This window comes from Variovorax sp. VNK109 (assembly GCF_049445855.1).
Lineage (GTDB): Bacteria > Pseudomonadota > Gammaproteobacteria > Burkholderiales > Burkholderiaceae_C > JAGOCV01.
Genome location: NZ_JBMSDV010000003.1, coordinates 557,941 through 575,454, shown reverse-complemented (window position 1 = coordinate 575,454; position 17,514 = coordinate 557,941). Strand labels below are relative to the sequence as shown.

Annotated in this window: 13 protein-coding genes; 5 read left to right on the top strand and 8 right to left on the bottom strand. The window is 62.2% G+C overall.

Annotated features, from left to right (window positions below):
- Positions 1-8: 8 nt before the first annotated feature.
- Genes aroE through ruvC form a run of 5 tightly spaced genes read left to right on the top strand, consistent with a single transcriptional unit; the run spans position 9 to position 3,795 of the window.
- The gene (gene aroE, locus ACO2Q9_RS13765; protein WP_423312299.1) at positions 9-875 is read left to right on the top strand and encodes a shikimate dehydrogenase; all 867 of its coding nucleotides are present in this window, start codon (positions 9-11) and stop codon (positions 873-875) included.
- On the top strand, positions 872-1,600 hold the full coding sequence (mtgA, locus tag ACO2Q9_RS13760) for a monofunctional biosynthetic peptidoglycan transglycosylase (RefSeq protein ID WP_423312297.1): 729 nt from the start codon (positions 872-874) through the stop codon (positions 1,598-1,600). The genes aroE and mtgA overlap by 4 nt, the downstream gene beginning before the upstream one ends.
- Positions 1,601-1,620: 20 nt before the next feature.
- Positions 1,621-2,235: a lysophospholipid acyltransferase family protein gene (locus ACO2Q9_RS13755; protein ID WP_423312295.1), complete on the top strand. Its 615-nt coding sequence runs from the start codon at positions 1,621-1,623 to the stop codon at positions 2,233-2,235.
- Positions 2,235-3,230 (top strand): phosphatidate cytidylyltransferase, encoded by a 996-nt coding sequence (locus tag ACO2Q9_RS13750; RefSeq protein WP_423312293.1) that lies wholly within the window; start codon positions 2,235-2,237, stop codon positions 3,228-3,230. The genes ACO2Q9_RS13755 and ACO2Q9_RS13750 overlap by 1 nt, the downstream gene beginning before the upstream one ends.
- 16 nt (positions 3,231-3,246) lie before the next feature.
- Entirely contained in the window at positions 3,247-3,795 is a 549-nt protein-coding gene (gene ruvC / locus ACO2Q9_RS13745) for a crossover junction endodeoxyribonuclease RuvC (protein WP_423312291.1), read from the top strand.
- Between the two features lie 17 nt (positions 3,796-3,812).
- On the opposite strand, the gene ACO2Q9_RS13740 is transcribed toward ruvC, so the two are convergent.
- From ACO2Q9_RS13740 to ftsA, 8 genes are all read right to left on the bottom strand, one after another.
- Positions 3,813-8,819 carry a calcium-binding protein gene (locus ACO2Q9_RS13740; RefSeq protein ID WP_423312288.1) on the bottom strand — a complete coding sequence of 1,669 codons (5,007 nt, stop codon included), beginning with the start codon at positions 8,817-8,819 and terminating at the stop codon, positions 3,813-3,815.
- A 313-nt stretch (positions 8,820-9,132) separates the two neighbouring features.
- Positions 9,133-9,513, bottom strand: coding sequence for a hypothetical protein (locus ACO2Q9_RS13735; RefSeq protein WP_423312286.1), 381 nt, complete (start codon positions 9,511-9,513; stop codon positions 9,133-9,135).
- Between the two features lie 343 nt (positions 9,514-9,856).
- Positions 9,857-11,290, bottom strand: a complete 1,434-nt coding sequence (locus ACO2Q9_RS13730) for an HlyD family type I secretion periplasmic adaptor subunit (RefSeq protein WP_423312284.1) — start codon at positions 11,288-11,290, stop codon at positions 9,857-9,859.
- The gene (locus tag ACO2Q9_RS13725) at positions 11,287-13,446 is read right to left on the bottom strand and encodes a type I secretion system permease/ATPase (protein ID WP_423312489.1); all 2,160 of its coding nucleotides are present in this window, start codon (positions 13,444-13,446) and stop codon (positions 11,287-11,289) included. The genes ACO2Q9_RS13730 and ACO2Q9_RS13725 overlap by 4 nt, the downstream gene beginning before the upstream one ends.
- Positions 13,447-13,591: 145 nt before the next feature.
- Positions 13,592-13,768 carry a hypothetical protein gene (locus ACO2Q9_RS13720; protein WP_423312282.1) on the bottom strand — a complete coding sequence of 59 codons (177 nt, stop codon included), beginning with the start codon at positions 13,766-13,768 and terminating at the stop codon, positions 13,592-13,594.
- Between the two features lie 22 nt (positions 13,769-13,790).
- A complete protein-coding gene (lpxC, locus tag ACO2Q9_RS13715) occupies positions 13,791-14,714 on the bottom strand; it encodes a UDP-3-O-acyl-N-acetylglucosamine deacetylase (protein ID WP_423312280.1) in 924 nt (307 codons plus the stop codon).
- A gap of 141 nt (positions 14,715-14,855) precedes the next feature.
- Positions 14,856-16,085: a cell division protein FtsZ gene (gene ftsZ / locus ACO2Q9_RS13710; protein WP_423312278.1), complete on the bottom strand. Its 1,230-nt coding sequence runs from the start codon at positions 16,083-16,085 to the stop codon at positions 14,856-14,858.
- A gap of 175 nt (positions 16,086-16,260) precedes the next feature.
- Positions 16,261-17,490, bottom strand: coding sequence for a cell division protein FtsA (gene ftsA, locus ACO2Q9_RS13705; protein WP_423312276.1), 1,230 nt, complete (start codon positions 17,488-17,490; stop codon positions 16,261-16,263).
- Positions 17,491-17,514: the final 24 nt, after the last annotated feature.

Below are 17,514 nucleotides of genomic sequence, written 5' to 3'. Positions count from 1 at the left end.
GCACCGGCATGCCCGATCTTTACTGCGTGATGGGCAACCCGGTGGAGCACAGCAAGTCGCCGTGGATCCACGCGCGCTTCGCCGAACTCACCAGGCAGGCATTGCGTTATGAGAAGCGACTGATCCCGCTCGAAGGCTTCGCGGAATCCGTGCAGCGGCTGCGCGACGAGACGGCCGGCCGCGCGCGCGGCTGCAACATCACGGTGCCGTTCAAGTTCGAAGCCATCCCGCTGGCGCAGGCCGTGAGCGAGCGCGCCGCATTGGCCGCAGCGGCCAACGTGCTGAGCTTCGAGGAAGACGGCATCCACGCCGACAACACCGACGGTGTGGGCCTGGTGAACGACATCCAGAACAACGCGGGCATCCTGCTGCGCGGGTGCGACCTGCTGCTGATCGGCGCGGGCGGCGCGGCCAGCGGCGTGCTCGGGCCGCTGATCGAGACCGGGTTGCGCAGCCTCACGCTGGTCAACCGCACGCAGTCACGCGCAGCAACACTCGCGGCGCGACATGCCACGCTGGCACAGAAGCATGGCGTGCTGCTGCACGTGCAGGACATCCAGGCCACGCGCGGCAGCTTCGACGTGGTGGTCAATGCCAGCGCAAGCAGCCTCGCGGGCGACTCTGTGCCCGTGGACGCATCGGTGCTCAAGCCGCACGCGCTGGCCGTGGACATGATGTACGGTCCCGCCGCGCAGGGCTTCCTGCAATGGGCCGAAGCGCACGGCGCAGTTCCGCGCGACGGGTTGGGCATGCTGGTCGAACAGGCGGCCGAGGCTTTCCTCATCTGGCGCGGCATGCGCCCGCCGTCGGCGCAGGTGCTTGCCGAACTGCGCGAATCGCTCGCGCCGTCCACCGTTCTCACGCAAGCCGCATGAAACCCGTCCTCCGCTGGGTTGCGCTGGTCGTGCTGGCCGGCCTGGCGCTGGAGGTGTTCTTCATCGCACGCATCGCGTTCGCGGCAGTGGTCGACCCGGAATCCACCACGTTCCAGCGTTCGGAGGCCATGGCCATCGTGCGGGAACGCGGCCAGTTGCGCTGGCGCCAGCAGTGGGTGCCGTACGACCGGATTTCCGACCACCTCAAACGCGCGGTCATCGCCAGCGAAGACGGCGACTTCATCAACCACGATGGCGTGGAGTGGGAAGCCATCGAGAAAGCCTGGCAGCGCAATGCCAAGGCCGAGGAAGCCGCCGCCAAACGCGCGCAGGCGCAGCGCCCGGCGCGTCCCGCACGCATCGTCGGCGGCTCCACCATCACGCAACAACTGGCCAAGAACCTGCTGCTTTCCGGTGAGCGCACCATGCTGCGCAAGGGCCAGGAGTTCGTGCTCACCATGTCGCTGGAAGTGCTGCTGTCCAAGAAGCGCATCCTCGAGCTGTATCTCAACAGCGTGGAGTGGGGCGAGGGCGTGTTCGGCGCGGAAGCCGCGGCGCAACACTATTACCGCAAGAGCGCTGCGAAACTCACACCGTACGAGGCCGCGCGGCTGGCCGTCATGCTGCCGCGCCCGAAGTTCTTCGAGAAGCTGCCGAACTCGGCCTATCTGGCGAGCAGGGCATCGACGATCACCGCGCGGATGGGCGACGCGGTATTGCCTTGATGTTGGCTTAACATCGACCGATGTTCGCTGCCAAGATGATGGGCTGGTTCCTGCTGGGACTGGTCAGACTGCTCACCGGTGCGCAGGCACGCTGGTATGGCTGCCCGCCCAAGGCGGAGCAGCGCATCTATTTCGCCAACCACCAGAGCCATGCCGACATCGTCATGATGTGGGCCGCGCTGCCCTCCGAGCTGCGCAGCATCACGCGGCCCATTGCCGCGAAGGACTACTGGACGAAGACGCCTTTCCGCCAGTGGATCACCACCGCCGTGTTCAACGCGGTCTATGTGGACCGCGAGCGCAAGGGTGATGAAGACCCGCTGCAGCCGCTGGTAGATGCGCTGAAGAGCGGCGACTCGATCATCATCTTTCCCGAAGGCACGCGCGGCCACCAGGAAGAGCCGCAGCCGTTCAAGTCGGGGCTGTATTCGCTGTCGCAGCGTTTCCCGGACGCGGTGCTCGTGCCGGCATGGATCAACAACATCCAGCGGCTCCTGCCCAAGGGTGAAGTGATTCCGGTGCCCGTGCTCTGCTCGGTCACCTTCGGCGCGCCGATCAAGCCCGAAGAAGGCGAGGACCGCAAGGTCTTCCTCGAGCGTGCGCGCCAGGCCGTGATGGCGCTGCGGGAGGTGTGATGGGCGTCAACGCATTCCTGCGCGCCCTCGCACCCGGCCAGCAGGTGGCATTGCTGTTCGTCGTGCTGTTCGGCCTGTTGATGCTGTGCAGCATCGTCCTCTTCACGCTCAACCTGCGCGAGCAGCCGGATACGGAAGCCGGCCAGGCGCGCCGCATCTTGCTGGCCGATATGGGCGCGCTGCTCAAGGCCTCGTGGCTGATGACCGTGGTCTTCTGGATCGGCTGGTCGCTGGGTGCAACCGTGGCCACCGTGCTGTTCGCACTCGTTGCCTTCTTCGCGCTGCGCGAATTCATGACGCTCTCGCCCACGCGACGTGGTGATCACCGCAGCCTGATCCTCGCGTTCTTCATGGTGCTGCCCATCCAGTTCTGGCTGGTGGCGACGCGGCACTTCGACCTGTTCACCGTGTTCATTCCGGTCTATGTGTTCCTCGCGCTGCCCGTGGTGAGCGCGCTGGCCGACGACCCGATGCGCTTCCTGGAGCGCAGTGCCAAGCTGCAATGGGGCATCATGGTCTGCGTGTACGGCATGAGCCATGTTCCGGCGCTGCTGCTGCTCGATTTTCCCAACTACAGCGGCAAGCAGGCCTTCCTCGTCATCTATCTCGTGCTCGCCGTGCAGAGCTGCATGCTGGCGCAGCATCTCGCCTCGTTGCAGTTCAAGCGCGCGCCCTTTGCGCCCAACGTGAGCAGCAGTTTCAACTGGCCCAGCTGGGGCATCGGTGTGCTGGCGGGTGGTTTCGTCGGTGGGCTGCTTTCTTTCCTGACCCCGTTCAAGCCGGGGCAGGCACTGGGCATGGCACTCATCGCCTGCGTCGCGGGTTCGCTGGGACATCTGGTGATGAAGGCACTCAAGCGTGACCGCGGGGTCACCAACTGGGGCAACGAGGCGCGCTCGGTGACGGGCGCGACTGGCATGCTCGACCGTGTGGACGCGCTGTGCTTTGCAGCGCCGATCTTCTTCCACTCGGTGCGCTGGTACTTCGGCCTCTGAACCGGCGCACGGCGACATGCGAATCCTCGGCATCGACCCCGGCCTGCAGACCACCGGCTTCGGCGTGATCGACGTCGAGGGCCACACACTACGCTACGTGGCGAGCGGGACCATCAGCACAAGGCACATGGCGCGCGGCGAACTGCCCGCGCGTCTCAAGGTGCTGTTCGACGGCATCAGCGAACTCTCGGCGCGCTACCAGCCCGATGCGTCTGCGGTCGAAATCGTCTTCGTCAACGTCAACCCGCAGTCCACGCTGCTGCTGGGCCAGGCGCGCGGTGCTTGCGTCACCGCCCTTGTCTCAGCCTCATTGCCGGTGGCCGAGTACACCGCACTGCAGATGAAGCAGGCCGTCGCCGGTCATGGCAAGGCCGCGAAGGCGCAGGTCCAGGAGATGGTGGCTCGCCTGCTCAAGCTGCCGGGCCTGCCCGGCACCGATGCCGCCGATGCACTGGGCCTGGCCATCACGCATGCGCATGCGGGGCAGTCGATGGCCAGGCTGGCTGCAGCCGCGCCGCTGGAGCGGCGTTCGAGTGCGATGTTCCGCAAGGGGCGGAGCTACTGACGCCCGCCCCCTGCGGGTCATTGCCAGCTAGCGGCCAGCGCCGGACTGAGTGAAGACGCATAGCCGGGTGGCAGCGTCGTCTGCCCTGCGGCAGGTGGCGCGAACGACGCCATTGCCTGCACCAGGTTCTGCACCTGACTCTCCAGCAGCAGATGACCATCGCCGGAACGAAACTCCTCGATCCGCCCAGGATTGTCCAGATACCAGCCTTCGATCGTGAACCGATCCGCGGTGCCGACGATGCTCACCCGCAGGTCGTCTCCCGAGCGATCGAACCATAGCTGGTCGAACGCCACGTCACTGCCGAACTGAACCACGTCCACGTTGGCAGGATCGGAGCGCGATTCGATGATTCGGTCTTCTCCATCGCCGCGCGCGATCTGGTAAAGGTCGCTACCCGATTCTCCCTGTAGCACGTCGATTCCTGCCCCGCCAACGATCAGATCGTTGCCCCCCGCAGCCCAGATCAGGTCATCGGCAACGCTACCGTTGAAAGTTTCGTCGGCGTTGTTGCCCCATACCCAAGCCGTTGCTTCGCCGTGCGTCGTAACTTCCGTTATACCGGTGCCGGGTGCGTAGTAACCCGTCGAAATCATCGAATCGATCTCGCTGGCTGATATTTGCCTGCCATCGGCGAATTCCAACGCGCTGATCCGGCGGACTGCAGAGTCCCACCAACCTTCGACTTCCGCCAGCGGATTCCCATAAATCGTTTCGATCAACAGAATTTCGTGATTGATGTGTGAAAACACAAGCACTTCGGGCGTGAATCCTGCATCGAAACGAATGATGTCTATGTCATTCGACGAGGCGCTCGCCTGCTGAACGACCACTGCGGGCCCGCCCAGCTCGACGAGATACACATCGTCGCCGGCACCGCCATCCAGATAGTCAAATGTGACGTACCCAGGCGACGAGTTGCCTTCGCTGCCCTTCAATACATCGTTGCCGCCTTGCCCGAACAGGTGATCAACTCCCGCCTGTCCGACAATTGAATCGCTCGTTCCAGTACCCAGGACGTATCGCTCCCCCTCGACGTGAAGCACAGTCAATGCCCCAGCAGGCGGCTGTTCGTCAATTCGCGCCACCAATTCTGCCGCCGACCAGATGGTACCGTCGGCAAAGCGTACCTGCTCAATTGCAAAGTAGGACTCCATGCCAATCATCAGCATCGACGCAATCGTCAATTGCTGCCCCGTCGCCACGTCGGTGATGATGAGCGAATGGGTGGCTGCGTCGCTACTCACTGCAATGTCGCCCGGGTTCAGGTCGAACAATTCAACCCGATCCCGTCCGCCGGCTTCGACAATCGTATCGCTGCCCATATTGCGACCCCAACGGTAGATATCGTTGCCCATCCCGCCGTAAAGATTGTCATTCCCGGCAAGGCCGTTCAAGATGTCGTCGCCCGCCGTTCCCATCAAGAAGTCATTGCCCGGCGTCGCAGGAATCACCGACTGATCCGCTCGCGGAGCAACGTTGATTTCAAAGCTTTGCGACGCACTGGCCCCAACTCGATCAGTAACGGTGACTCGGATGTTGTAAGTGCCTTCACTACCAAGAGGGGGAACTCCAGAGAATGCCTGAGCTGCCGGGTCGAAAGTAAGCCAGTCCGGCAGCGGTAGTCCATCAGCCAATTCCGCCGCATAGGTCAACACTTCATACTCCGGCGCATAAACATCAACGTCGTCATCAGCAAATGCAAGATCCGGTAACGTAAACGCCCATGCGACTTCTTCCTGCACGGTTTGTGAGTTCACTGCAATCACAGCTCTTGGCGCAGAGTTCTCGCCCAAGGGGAATGCGTGCCAAAGAATCTCGTGTTCGCCCCAGACTGTTCCGTCCGCAAAATGCACTTCCTCTATATAGCGGGAAGAACTCGAGAACCATTCCCGTACTGCAATCCGGTCAGTTTCGTTGACACAGAAGATCAGATCATTGCCTTCGCGTTCCAGCGTAATGTCTCGCGCACTGATACCCGAGCCAAACCGGATGATGTCTTTAAAGCCAGACTCAGGAAACGACCAGGTTGAAAGCCCTTCTTCCAAGATGGCGTCCTTGCCATCTCCCGGATTGAACACATACACGCTGGCACGAGAGCCACCGATCAGCACGTCATCACCCTCGCCGCCAGATATCGTTCCATTCGCATAGATCGTGTCGTTGCCAACGCCGCCCACAATGATCTGGTCATCCGCATAAGAAGTGATCGTGTCATCACCATCGCCACCGTCAATGCGGTGGTGGCTTCCAAAATTCACCGTCACTACGTCGTCTCCCTCGCCTCCGGAAATTTCCTGACTTCCACCGTGGGCACTGATTGCATCGTTCCCCCGACCTCCATCAATAGTGTGGTCCCCCGCTGTTCCAGTCAGCTGATCATCTCCATCACCGCCCGACAAAATTCCAGCGCCTTCGATTACATCGTTTCCATCCCCACCTTGAATCTCATTGATCCCCTGCACATCAAAGATTGTGTCGTCGCCTTCGCCCCCATCAATGAAATCATCTCCCTCCAAGCCGTTGATGTAGTCGTTACCGCCGCCGCCGTTGATACGATCAATGCCACTCCAACCAAACAGATCTTCGGCAGCAGCGGTGCCTTGATACTCCTCGACCGGCACCAGATCCATCATCTGCGCCAACGTCATGCTGGTTCCATCGTCGAACTGCAGTGTCTCGATAAAGGCATCCCCCGTCGCAAAGTATCGACGCAGAAGAATCGTGTCCGTAGCGCTGTATTTCAGCATCATGTCTGCAGCGTTGGCACGCCAGATCTGCACATCCGTCGATTGGATGCTCGCTCCGAACCTGATCACATCGCTACTGAAGTCGCCACTGTCGCTGATTTCGTAGATCGAATCATGACCATCACCTATGTTGAAGACATAGATGTCGCCATGGCTCGCATCCGAGGCAGTCAATGTATCGTTTCCCTTGCCGCCTTCAAAAGTTCCGGAGCCAGCGAGGTGATCGTCGCCTTCTCCTCCACTCAGAGATCCCACGCCAACGATCGTGTCGTTGCCTGCTCCGCCTTGTATGACGTTGAAACCATCAATGTCGGTAATCCTGTCGTCGCCCTCGTCGCCATCAATTTTGTCCGCCCCCAGTCCTCCGCGGATTTCGTCGCTCCCGCCTCCCCCTTCCACAGTGTCATCCCCTGAACCTGCTTCGATCAGGTCATCGCCCGATCCGCCAAATATTCTTTCAGCGCCGCTTCCAGTGCGCAGCACATCGTTTTCCGTAGATCCGACAAGGAGATTCAAGGTACCTGCGCCCGCCTGCCCGGACACCAGAACGAGTCCGGAGGATTCGAGCTCAGCAACCGATGCCTCGTTGCCAGAAACTTTTCTTGCCAGTTCTGCAGACCATGCATCAAAGTCGAATCGCGCTTGTGTAAGCAGGTCAGCGCTATATTTCTGGAGTTCAAGGACATCAACCAGCGCGTTGATCGGATCGGAGGCGGCTTTGAGCTCAATCAACTCAATGAGTCGATCGGCGTTCATGGCAACCTCACCTGCCTCATTGACATCAAGTTCAATGGCGTCCAGATAGGCGCCCAAGCGTGTCTGGAGAATCACTGACTCATAGACGCTGACCCTGAGTGCGTCGTACGCATTTCGCAATAGCGCGCTCTGCACCGCAGATGGTGCAATCCGGAACCGCTTCTGACCAGATCCCGTCGAGATGGTAAGGCCGGCGGGCAATGGCAAACCCTCTGTCCCATCATTGAAAAACCTGCTGCCATTGAACGCCTCCAGCACGGCGATCATGTCGCGGTACTGCTGCTCGGTCATGCCCGCAGGCGGCACGATGGTGACGGGCCCGCCGAGGTACTCCTCCAGACTCTCCCAGTAAGTCGAAGTTTTGGCCCAGTTGAGCAGCAGGCCATCCATCGCGCCCCACTGCGCATCCCGCGTCTGCCCGGCGGCCACGGTCTGCACCGAAGCGAGCAGCGCAGCGCCATCGGCGTTCTGCAGGCTCATGGCGGCCCTGAGGTTGCGCACCATGCCCGTGCCGTTCATCTGGGGCAGATCTTGCGCGGTCTCGGTGACGGTGACGGGGTTGCCCTCCTCGTCCACCAGCTCGGGCGGGATCTCGGAGAAGAAGGCGTTCTCCTCGAAGTCGATGGCACCCACGGTGCGGGCGACGCCGCCCCGGATGTAGGTGGTGGACAGGGCCACGCGGTTGTTGTTGAGGGTCTGGCCGGCCTGGGGGCCGGTGGCGCTGCCGTTCAGGTCGATGCCGGTGATGTTCAGCGAGGCGAGCGTCTTGAGCTCGGAGGCCTGGCTCACGCCGTCCTGGTTGGTGTCCTGCCAGACGCGCAGTTCACCCCAGGCGGTATCGGCGCTGGTGATCTGGCCGTCGCCGTTGGCGTCGAGCTGGCTCAATGCCTCGAAGCCGTTGGAGGCCAGAGAGCCGTCGTTCTTGAGGGTGTCCACGCCAAAGAGTTCGCGGCCGGAGTCGATGGAGCCATTGGCATTGATGTCACGCACAAGCAGGCCGTCATCGGGGCGGACCCAGCCGGTGCCGGTCGCGATGCCGTCGGCGTTGTGGTCGAAGAGGATGGAGCCGGAGGCGGAAAGGAGTTCAAGGCCGTCGCCGTCCAGGTCCAGGACGAGGGGGTCTCGGGGGAGGATGAAGGAGCGGGCTGAGGTGAAGTATTCGTTAGTTAGCGGATCGGGATGCGTGAGATCATAAATTCTTCCGCCCAACCCCCATTCATTAACCGCATCAATTAGCTGACTGGCTGTGATGCTGCCTGCAGCACCTGCTGCATAAGACAGTGCTTCCCATTTCCAAATTTGTCCAGATACAGCCAGCCCGAGGCGAACCATGGACATTGATGTTCTAACTGTGGCGGTGATTGCTCCAGCAAGTGCCAATTCGGCAACAAATTGAGAAGCAGCTGCGGCTACTTCAATTGGCTCTTCCGCTTCTTTCAGCTTCACAAGGGATTGCCAAACACCGCTGAAACCTTCGATTTGTTCGACGATATTTATTGCTTTTTCTAGAATGCTCATAGTGACCTCTTAGAAATTAATGAGGAAAAATACGACGGGAAGCAAGATGGCTCGAATGATGAGACTCATCCGATGACCCGACCAAGGAAGCTGTCTCAATCGCAGTAGAAGAAAAAATAGGATTGGAGGCGTAAAAAGCGCCAGCACTAGAAACTTTTCTGGTGATCGACCGGCTATCTGCATCTGCGGATAAACCAAGGCTCCTGCTATCCAGATGACGGTAGCTGCGAAACAAAGGCAAAGAGAAATTCCATCAATTGTTTTTGGAAGAGTTCGAAGAAAGGAACGGAGAGACTCGTTGCTTTCGGTGGAATCAATGGAGTTCATATGTTCTCTGGAGATGGTTGTTCAGGAAATTATTTACGGTGACGGGGTTGCCCTCCTCGTCCACCAGCTCGGGCGGGATCTCGGAGAAGAAGGCGTTCTCCTCGAAGTCGATGGCACCCACGGTGCGGGCGACGCCGCCCCGGATGTAGGTGGTGGACAGGGCCACGCGGTTGTTGTTGAGGGTCTGGCCGGCCTGGGGGCCGGTGGCGCTGCCGTTCAGGTCGATGCCGGTGATGTTCAGCGAGGCGAGCGTCTTGAGCTCGGAGGCCTGGCTCACGCCGTCCTGGATGGTGTCCTGCCAGACGCGCAGTTCGCCCCAGGCGGTATCGGCGCGGCCGGAGTCGGTGACGAAATTTGGGACGGTCATGATCTTGTGAATGCCTTAATGAAGTAAGTAAAAGCCAATGCGAAAAGGCAATATAGAAATATTCTTGTCATTGCGTAAGCGACTACCCAGTTAGTTGAGCAATCCTTAAAGCTTGGAGGTTTGGTAAATGCATGCCTAAAATAGGTTTCAGATTGAAATGCAGCCCAGAAAGCAATAGATAAGAACGAAAAAATCAATCCTGTTAGCGCAAGAATAATTAGTAGATTCATTCAGCTTTCTTCTTTCTAAATAAATTAAGAACTCAAGGATTTCTCTTCGAAGTCGATGGCACCCACGGTACGGGCCACGCTGTTGCGGATGTAGTTAATAGACCCGCTGTGCATCACCGCTCCCTCAAACTCTCATTCCCCGCCCTCTGAATCGGACTGAGCAGATACTCGATCACACGTCTCTTGCCCGTCCTGATCTCCGCCGTCAGGCTCATGCCCGGTGACAGGTTCACCTTCCTGCCATCCACATCCATCTGCTTTGCCTTCAGGATGAGCGTCACCGGGAAGATCGCGCCGCGCTTCTCGTCATTCACCGCATCGGGCGTGACCCATTGCACGGTGGCCGGCACCGTGCCGTAGCGCGTGTACAGGAACGTTTCCATCTTGATGGTGGCCTCCTGCCCGGCTTCGACGAAGCCGATGTCCTTGTTCTCCAGCGTCACCTCTGCGGTCATTTCGGCTTCCTGCGGCACGATGACCATGAGGGGTTGCGCTTCGGTGGCGACACCGCCTTCGGTGTGCACGGCCAGTTGCTGCACCGTGCCGTCTACCGGCGCTCTCAGCTGGGTGAGGTTCTCCCGCTGTGTGGCCTTGGCCTGGTCCTGCGCGAGTTGCTGATGGCGCGACGCGGCCTGGGCTTGCCGGTCCTGCAGTGCTCTTCGGGTTTCGGCGAGGTACGCGCTTCTGGTCTGGCGGCTTTCCTCGATGATGAGGTTCGCTTCCGACAGCCTCGCCTTCTGCGTGGCCAGGTCGCGTTCGAGCTCGATGCGCTCACGCGTCTTGTCTTGCGTGGCATGACCGGAGATGTAGCCCTGCTCCACCAGACGCCTGAAGTCCGCCTCGCGTGCCTGCGCCATCGGCAGCGTGGCTTCGAGCTTGGCGATGGTTTCCTTCACGGTTTCGCGCTCGGCCTGCCTGCGGCTGAGTTCGGCGTCCAGCCGTGCGAGCCTGGCCCGGATGTCCTGCCATTCGGCATTGAGCTGGTTGCGGGTCTGCGCCGGCTCCGTGGTCGAGATGGTGGGCGGTGTCTGCGCATCGATGGCCTTGAGCAGCGCGCTCGTCCTCAGGTCTTCACTGCGCGCGAACTCCAGTTGCTCGGCCACGTTCGCCTTGTCTGCGGTGGCCATGGTGGGGTCCAGCTCCACCAGCACCTGTCCGGCGTTGACCCTGTCGCCATCCTTGACCAGAACCTTGCGGATGACGCTGGTCTCCAGCGGCTGGATGACCTTGGTGCGCTCGCTCACCACGATGCGGCCTGGCGCCACGGCCACGATGTCGATCTGGCCGAGGATGGCCCAGGCCAGCGCGATGACGAAGAGTGCGATCAGCGCCCAGGCTAATCTTCGTGGTGCAGGGTGAACCGGGGTCTCCTGCAGGCTGAGCGCTGCGGGCAGGAAGGCCGCTTCATCGGCCAGCCTTGCGGGCCCTGCCATCTGGTGGCGCAAGGCCCACGCGGCCTTGAAGATGGTGGCGTAGCGTTTGAGGAGTTCGGCGACCGGGTGCCCCGGCGCAGCAGCTTCGTTGGCCGAGGATGGCGGCGCGCTCATGCCTCCACCTGCCTTCCGTCCTGCATCTTCCACAGGCGTGCATAGATGCCGTCGACTTTGCCCAGCAACTGGGCATGGCTGCCCTCCTCGGCGATCTGGCCCTTCTCCATCACGACGATGCGGTGGGCATCTTTCACGGCCGAGAGGCGGTGCGCAATGATGATCACCGTGCGGCCCTGGCTGATGCGCGCCATGTTCTGCTGGATGATGGCTTCGCTCTCGTAGTCCAGCGCGCTCGTCGCTTCGTCCAGGATCAGGATGCGCGGGTTGGTGAAGAGCGCCCGGGCAATGGCAATGCGCTGCCGCTGCCCGCCCGAGAGGCCCGAGCCTTGCTCGCCCACGATCGTGTCATAGCCCTCGGGCAGCTCGCTCACGAAGTCGTGCGCACCGGCAAGTTTTGCGACCTGGATCACGGCTTCGATGGGCGCGGCCGGGTCGGCGATGGCGATGTTCTCCCGCACGCTGCGGTTGAAGAGCCAGTTCTCCTGCAGCACCACGCCCACCTGCCTTCTGAGTTGCGCTGCATCGATGAGGCTGACGTCGATGCCGTCGATGAGCACCCGGCCCTGCTCGGGCACGTACAGCCGCTGGATCAGTTTGGTGAGCGTGCTCTTGCCGGAACCCGAGCGGCCGACGATGCCCAGCACCTCGCCCGCACGGATGTCCAGGTGCACGTCGCTCAGCACCGGTGCGGCCTCGGCCCGGTAGCGGAAGCGCACGCCGTCCAGCACGATGCGGCCCTTCACGGGCGGCAGTTGCGCGGCGTTGGCCGGTGCACCCTCGGTGCGGGTGTTCAGGATGTCGCCCAGCCGCGCCATGGAGATGCCTGTCTGCTGGAAGTCGGTCCACAGCTGCGCCATGCGCATGATGGGCTGCGCCACGCGCTGCGCGAACATGTTGAAGGCCACGAACTGGCCGACGGTCAACTGGTTGTCCATGACGAGGTGCGCACCCCACCACAGCGTGGCCGCGTTCACCAGCTTGCCGATGAGGTTCACGCCCTCATGTGCCCAGGTCGCCAGGTTCTGCGTCTTGAAGCTGGCCGAGACGTAGGCGGCCAGGCGGTTGTCCCACTGTCGGGCGAAGGCAGGCTCCAGGGCACTCGCCTTCACCGTCTGGATGCCCGTCACCGTCTCCACCAGCATCGACTGGTTCTCGGCACCGCGCGCGAACTTCTCGTCCAGCCGTTTCCTCAGCACCGGCACCACGAACAGGGACAGGCCGAAGTACAGCGGCAGGCTCGCCAGCACGATGAGTGTGAGGCTCACGCTGTAGAACAGCATCACCGCAACGAACACCACCGAGAACACCACGTCCAGCAGCACCGTGAGCGCGTTGCCGGTCAGGAAGCTGCGGATGTTCTCCAGCTCGCGCACGCGGGCGACCGAGTCGCCCACGCGGCGGGACTGGAAGTACGCCAGCGGCAACTGGACCAGATGCCTGAACAGGCGCGCGCCCAGCTCCACGTCGATGCGGCTCGTGGTGTGGCTGAACACGTAAGCCCGCAGGCCTGAGAGCACGCTCTCGAAGATCACCACCACCACCAGCCCGATGACCAGCACATCCAGCGTGGTCAGGCCCCGGTGCACCAGCACCTTGTCCATCACCACCTGGAAGAACAAGGGGCTCACCAGCGCAAACAGCTGCAGCATGAAGCTGATGGCCAGCACTTCGGCGAGCAGCTTGCGGTGCTTGACCAGGCTCGGGATGAACCAGCTGAAGTCGAATTTGGCCAACTCTCCGGCCAGGCTCGCGCGGCTGGTGACCAGGATGAGCTCACCCGTCCAGTGCGCCTTGAACTGCTCCAGCGGTTCGATCGTCGGGCGGTTGGCCGAGCCTTCCTGATACAGCACCCGCTGGCCGTCGCACTGGGCCAGCAGCACCGTGCGCACCTCGCCTTCTTCAGACCGGAGGAAGGCCAGAGCAGGCAGCGGACTCAATTGCAGGCGCTCCGCACCCGTTCTGCTCAGCTTCGCTTTAAGGCCCAGGTGCTTCGCCGCCAGAAGCAGATCCTGTGTCGTGACAGGCTCGTTGTTGGACAGACCGAGCTGATGCGCAAGCGTATTTGGATCGGCGGCGATCTGATGAAACCGTGCCAGCGTACATAGGCATGCCAGCGGATGCGCCGCTTGCGGCATCGCTTTCGGCGGATGCATGGCAATGCCCGCCGAATGTGGGTGCGTAGTCAAACTTTCTTCCTCTCCCAGAACCTTGGCCGGCAGGCTAAGGGAGGAAGAGGAAATGAAAAGTCAAAGATCGTTAAGGAAACAGACCTTTACAACAGGTCATGCCAGACAACGCTCAGGCCAGCCGCTCGAGCACCAGCACGCCGAAGAAGGCGAGCGCCGCAATCACCGTCCATTTCAGGATGATGAGGCCCCACTGCTTGAAACGCGGCTGGCCGGTGCCGGCATAGAACGCGAAGCTCACGGCCGACGCGAGCAGAAGCAGGAGAACGAGCCAGCGGAAAATCAGCATCGCAAGCGTTCCTTGCGGTGGTTCACCAGGCGCGCGCGGGTTGCGCGAAGCCGGTCGGTGCCTTGCGATCGTCCTCGAAGGTGACGACCTCGTAGGCGTCCTGCTGCGAGAGGAGTTCACGCAGCAGCTTGTTGTTCATGGCGTGGCCGGAGCGGAATGCGCTGTAGGCGGCCAGCAGCGGTTTGCCGACGAGGTACAGGTCGCCCATGGCGTCGAGGATCTTGTGCTTGGCGAACTCGTCGTCATAGCGCAGGCCGTCGCTATTGAGCATCTTGTAGTCGTCCATGACGATCGCATTGTCCAGCCCGCCACCGAGCGCGAGGCCGTTGCTGCGCATCATCTCCACGTCCCTGGTGAAGCCGAAGGTGCGTGCACGTGCGATGTCGCGGCTGTAGTTGCCCTGACCGAGGTCGAACACGACGCTCTGGCCGGTCGAATCCACAGCCGGATGGTGGAACTCGATCTCGAAGCTGAGGCGGTAGCCGTGGTACGGCTCGAGCCGTGCCCACTTGACGTTCTCGCCCTGCCCTTCACGCACTTCCACTGGTTTGAGCACGCGGATGAAGCGCTTGGGCGCCCTCTGCATCTCGATGCCCGCACTTTGCAGCAGGAACACGAACGACGCCGACGACCCGTCGAGGATGGGCACCTCTTCGGCCGTGATGTCCACATACAGGTTGTCGATGCCCAGACCTGCACAGGCAGACATCAGATGCTCGACGGTGTGAACCTTCGCGCCGCCTGCCGAGATGGTGGAAGCCAGCCGCGTGTCCGTGACCGCCAGCGCTGAAATCGGAATGTCCACCGGCTGCGGCAAGTCCACACGCCGGAACACGATGCCCGTGTCCGGCTGCGCGGGACGCAGCGTCAGCTCGACCCTTTGGCCGCTATGGAGACCCACGCCCACGGCCTTGGTGATCGATTTCAGTGTGCGCTGCTGAAGCATAGGGACTGAATTTTACTTACCCAGAATAAGCCTTGCCCGAAAGGGCTCTAGGCCAGTGACACCGCGGAACCGGCTTCGCCGGGCCGCAGGTGTCGCCCCCTTGAGGGGGAGGCGGCAGAGCCGCTTCGGGGGTAGGCACGATCAATCGGCTTGCTTGCGCAGGAAGGCCGGGATTTCGAAGTCGTCCATGCCGCCCGACGACAGCGCATCGACCTTGGCGGCCGCCTGCGTGCGGTTGGTGCGCCAGACGCTCGGCACGGCCATCGTGCCGTAGTCGGGTTGCTGAACGGTCTGCGCGGGCATCGCTGCACCGGGACCGCCGACGGCGTTGTTCACCGTGGGCACGTGGAACGGCACGTTGTCGGTGCCGGTGCGCAGCACCTGCAGCGGCGGGGCCGTGCGGCGCTGGCCCTGGCGGGACAGGCCGGTCGCAACCACGGTCACACGGATCTCGTCGCCCAGGCCGTCGTCGTAGGCCGTGCCGTAGATGACATGCGCATCGGGCGAAGCGTAGGCGCGGATGGTGTTCATCGCGAGCTTCGACTCGGCCAGCTTGAGCGAACCCTTGGCGGCGGTGATCAGCACCAGCACGCCCTTGGCGCCGGACAGGTCGATGCCTTCCAGCAGCGGGCAGGCGACGGCCTGTTCGGCGGCAATGCGCGCGCGGTCCGGTCCGGAAGCCACGGCCGTGCCCATCATCGCCTTGCCGGGCTCACCCATCACCGTGCGCACGTCTTCGAAGTCGACGTTCACATGGCCAGGCACATTGATGATTTCGGCGATGCCGCCGACGGCGTTCTTCAGCACGTCGTTGGCGTGTGCGAAGGCTTCGTCCTGCGTGACGTCGTCACCCAGCACTTCGAGCAGCTTCTCGTTCAGCACGACGATCAGCGAGTCGACATTCGCTTCGAGTTCGGTCAGACCGGCATCGGCATTGGTCATGCGGCGGCCGCCTTCGAATTCGAAGGGCTTGGTCACCACGCCCACGGTCAGGATGCCCATTTCCTTCGCCACGCGTGCGATGACGGGTGCAGCGCCGGTGCCGGTGCCGCCGCCCATGCCGGCGGTGATGAACAGCATGTGCGCGCCGTCGATGGCCGCGCGGATGTCTTCCACGGCAACTTCGGCGCAGTCACGGCCCTTGTCGGGCTTGCTGCCCGCGCCCAGGCCGCTGTTGCCCAGCTGGATGGTCTTGTGCGCCACGCTGCGCGCCAGCGCTTGCGCGTCGGTGTTCGCACAGATGAATTCCACGCCTTGCACGCCACGGTCGATCATGTGCGCGACAGCGTTGCCGCCACCACCACCGACGCCGATGACCTTGATTTGCGTGCCCAGGTTGAACTCTTCGACTTCAATCATTTCGATAGGCATTTGGTGCTCCTAGATTCCTGCAGTTGCCAGATAGTTAAAGACAGTTTTATTTGTGTCGTGTGTTGAACGTTCATTTCCCAACGTTCATGAAGGCGGGCCGGTGCACCGCCATCGGCAATCGATGCGAGGCGGGCTTCCGCGGGCGAGATAGAGTTTCCTGTGCATCACATCGTCCTCAGAAGTTGCCCACGAACCAGTCCTTGACGCGGCCCAGCGCGGTCGACATCGACCCGTTCTTCTGTGCCACCTTGAAGCCGCGCAGCCGTGCGAGGCGCGCTTCTTCCAGCAAACCCATCACCGTGGCCGCACGCGGCTGGGCGACCATGTCCGACAGCGCGCTCGAGTAGCGCGGCAGGCCGCGGCGCACGGGCTTGAGGAAGATGTCCTCACCCAGTTCCACCATGCCCGGCATCACCGCGCTGCCGCCGGTGAGCACGATGCCCGAGGACAGCACTTCCTCGAAGCCCGACTCGCGGACCACCTGCTGCACCAGCGAGAAGATTTCCTCGATACGCGGCTCGATCACGCCGGCCAGCGCCTGCCGGCTGAGCATGCGCGGACCACGGTCGCCCAGGCCCGGCACTTCCACCTGCGTTTCCGGATCGGCCAGCAACTGCTTGGCGCAGCCGCTCTCCACCTTGATGTCTTCTGCGTCTTTCGTGGGCGTGCGCAGCGCCATCGCGATGTCGCTCGTGATCAGGTCGCCCGCAATCGGGATCACCGCCGTGTGTCGGATCGCACCGCCGGTGAAGATGGCCACGTCGGTCGTGCCCGCGCCGATGTCCACCAGTGCAACGCCGAGTTCACGCTCGTCCTGGCTCAGCACCGACAGGCTGGAGGCCAGCGGATTCAGCATGAGTTGCTCCACTTCGAGCCCGCAGCGGCGCACGCACTTGATGATGTTCTCGGCCGCGCTCTGCGCACCGGTGACGATGTGCACCTTCGCTTCGAGGCGGATGCCGCTCATGCCGATGGGTTCGCGCACGTCCTGCCCGTCGATCACGAACTCCTGCGGCTCCACCAGCAGCAGGCGCTGGTCGGTGGAGATATTGATCGCCTTGGCCGTCTCCACAACGCGCGCCACGTCGGCCGGCGTGACTTCACGGTCCTTCACCGCCACCATGCCGCTGGAGTTGATGCCGCGGATGTGGCTGCCGGTGATGCCGGTGTACACGCGCGTGATCTTGCAATCGGCCATCAACTCGGCTTCTTTGAGCGCCTGCTGGATGCTCTGCACCGTGGCGTCGATGTTGACCACCACGCCGCGCTTGAGCCCGTTGCCCGGGGCAATGCCAAGGCCTGCGAGCTTGAGCTCGCCGCCCGGCAACACCTCGGCCACCACCGCCATCACCTTGGCGGTGCCGATGTCCAACCCCACGACCAGATCTTTGTACTCTTTTGCCATATCAGCCTCGTCTTGATCGTTCTT

Excerpts from the sequence above, each read along its gene's own strand:
- mtgA (WP_423312297.1), top strand. The coding sequence starts at position 872 with ATGAAACCCGTCCTCCGCTGGGTTGCGCTGGTCGTGCTGGCCGGCCTG.
- aroE (WP_423312299.1), top strand. The coding sequence starts at position 9 with ATGCCCGATCTTTACTGCGTGATGGGCAACCCGGTGGAGCACAGCAAG.
- ftsZ (WP_423312278.1), bottom strand. The coding sequence starts at position 16,085 with ATGCCTATCGAAATGATTGAAGTCGAAGAGTTCAACCTGGGCACGCAA.
- ftsA (WP_423312276.1), bottom strand. The coding sequence starts at position 17,490 with ATGGCAAAAGAGTACAAAGATCTGGTCGTGGGGTTGGACATCGGCACC.
- lpxC (WP_423312280.1), bottom strand. The coding sequence starts at position 14,714 with ATGCTTCAGCAGCGCACACTGAAATCGATCACCAAGGCCGTGGGCGTG.
- ACO2Q9_RS13730 (WP_423312284.1), bottom strand. The coding sequence starts at position 11,290 with ATGAGCGCGCCGCCATCCTCGGCCAACGAAGCTGCTGCGCCGGGGCAC.
- ACO2Q9_RS13720 (WP_423312282.1), bottom strand. The coding sequence starts at position 13,768 with ATGCTGATTTTCCGCTGGCTCGTTCTCCTGCTTCTGCTCGCGTCGGCC.
- ruvC (WP_423312291.1), top strand. The coding sequence starts at position 3,247 with ATGCGAATCCTCGGCATCGACCCCGGCCTGCAGACCACCGGCTTCGGC.
- ACO2Q9_RS13750 (WP_423312293.1), top strand. The coding sequence starts at position 2,235 with ATGGGCGTCAACGCATTCCTGCGCGCCCTCGCACCCGGCCAGCAGGTG.
- ACO2Q9_RS13740 (WP_423312288.1), bottom strand. The coding sequence starts at position 8,819 with ATGAGCATTCTAGAAAAAGCAATAAATATCGTCGAACAAATCGAAGGT.
- ACO2Q9_RS13735 (WP_423312286.1), bottom strand. The coding sequence starts at position 9,513 with ATGACCGTCCCAAATTTCGTCACCGACTCCGGCCGCGCCGATACCGCC.
- ACO2Q9_RS13755 (WP_423312295.1), top strand. The coding sequence starts at position 1,621 with ATGTTCGCTGCCAAGATGATGGGCTGGTTCCTGCTGGGACTGGTCAGA.
- ACO2Q9_RS13725 (WP_423312489.1), bottom strand. The coding sequence starts at position 13,446 with ATGCATCCGCCGAAAGCGATGCCGCAAGCGGCGCATCCGCTGGCATGC.